The following is a 1,902-nucleotide window of genomic DNA, read 5'->3' as shown; positions in this document are numbered from 1 at the left end:
CCTCTGATTCCTTAGTGGATCTCATTGATCAAGGTGTCGATTTTGCAATTCGACTCGGCTACTTAGATGACTCAACCCTCATTGCAAAATCACTTGGACAAGTTGAAATGATCACTTGTGCTGCCCCTTCTTATTTAAAAAAATATGGCACACCGCATACCTTAGATGATCTAAAACACCATCAAGCCATCAATTATTTTAGCGGTAAACAACGTAAGGTTATGAATTGGCAATTTATTGTGAATCAGAAACTTGAAGAATATAAATTGGATTCAAGTATTTTAGTCAATGATTCAGAATCATTTTTAAGCGCAGCCTTACATGGTTTGGGCTTAATTCAAGGGGTTCGTCATGCAATACAGCCGTATCTCGAGAATGGCCAACTCATTGAAGTGTTATCAACTTATCAAAATATGCCTAAACCTATTTCTTTGCTCTACACTCACCGTGAACATTTACCTGCACGTATGCAAGTCTTTATAGATTGGATTGAAAGGATATTTGCAAGAGATTGTGATAAAAAATAGAACCAATCTATAAATAGATTGTTTATTTATCTGATCTGTTTGAACCACTATGCTAATTCCATCTGTTAAACATATGGAAAAGAAACATGTCTAAAACTGTGGTGATGCGTGCTATCGGTGGTGCTGAGGTCCTACAAATTGAAGATCTAGAAATTCCTGCTCCCAAAGCACGTGAAGTACAAATGGCAGTCCATGCGATCGGCTTAAATCGGGCTGAAATCATGTACCGTACCGGTAATTATGTGATTGAACCCACTTTTCCTTCTGTACTTGGCTATGAAGCCGCAGGTATCGTTACAGCGATTGGCGAAGGTGTTTCAGAGTTTAGTATTGGCGATGCAGTGAGTGTCATTCCATCTTTTGGTTTTGATGAATATGGTACATACGCAGAACTCATCAATCTGCCAGTCCATGCTGTTGTAAAACATCCTAAAGATTTGACATTCCAACAAGCGGCTGCAAGCTGGATGATGTTTGTGACGGCTTATGGTGCATTAGTACATTTTGGCAACTTACAGAAAGACCAATATGTTGTTATTGGTGCTGCATCTAGCAGTGTTGGCGTGGCAGCAATTCAAATTACTAATATGTTAGGCGCTACCCCAATCGCATTAACTCGTACTAGTGCTAAAAAGCAGCAACTGATAGATCTAGGGGCTAAATATGTGATCGCTACTGAGGAGCAAGATTTAGTAAATGAATTGAATCGTATTACCAATCACCAGGGGGTAAATATGGTGTTTGATCCTGTAGGTGGTCCAGCTGTAGGTAAAATCATGCAAGCTATGGCTAAACAAGGCACATTCTTCCAATATGGTGCGCTTGATACACGTGATATCCAAATGAGTGTTATGGATGTTTTAGGCAAACATTTAACATTACGTGGTTATGAGCTCTTTGAAATTACCACTGATTCCAATGCGCTAGAACAGGCAAAACAATTTGTTTATCGTGGTTTGGAGTCAGGTCAGTTATCACCTTTAATTGACCAAGTCTTTAATTTTGAGAATATCCAAGAAGCTCATAAATACATGGAAACAAATGCCCAAATCGGCAAGATCGTAGTTAACGTTCAGTAATTTAGATGCCCTATACTGCCATCTATAGGGCATTTTAGTTCCAATACAATATTTTTGGTTAGCCGAGTTTCATCATAGATCTGACCACACTCGATGCCGTGATCGGGTTATTTAATGCTGTTTTACTAGAGCATTAAATAACTCAAATCACGGATAATTAGTTTCAGCGGGCATTTACTTTACTAGTTTTCTGTCAATAGATCATGGTTAATATATTAAAAAACTAAGGCTCTTATAAATCGTATAAAATAAATAATACAGAATATAAGTAGTTTACTTTACAATATTTCAGTCTT

At 37.7% G+C, this 1,902-nt stretch carries 2 protein-coding genes; both read left to right on the top strand.

From position 1 onward, the window contains the following. Positions 1-527: LysR substrate-binding domain-containing protein (locus FTV48_RS14620; protein WP_257222984.1), on the top strand; the 527-nt coding region annotated here is incomplete at its 5' end. Between the two features lie 86 nt (positions 528-613). After that, on the top strand, positions 614-1,606 hold the full coding sequence (locus FTV48_RS14615) for a zinc-dependent alcohol dehydrogenase family protein (RefSeq protein WP_159138988.1): 993 nt from the start codon (positions 614-616) through the stop codon (positions 1,604-1,606). Positions 1,607-1,902 lie beyond the last annotated feature (296 nt).

Origin of the sequence: Acinetobacter sp. YH18001 (assembly GCF_013416975.1) — a bacterium.
GTDB classification, from domain to species: domain Bacteria; phylum Pseudomonadota; class Gammaproteobacteria; order Pseudomonadales; family Moraxellaceae; genus Acinetobacter; species Acinetobacter pseudolwoffii.
Note: the sequence above shows the minus strand (reverse complement) of the source record. Positions and strands in the feature narration are given on the sequence as shown.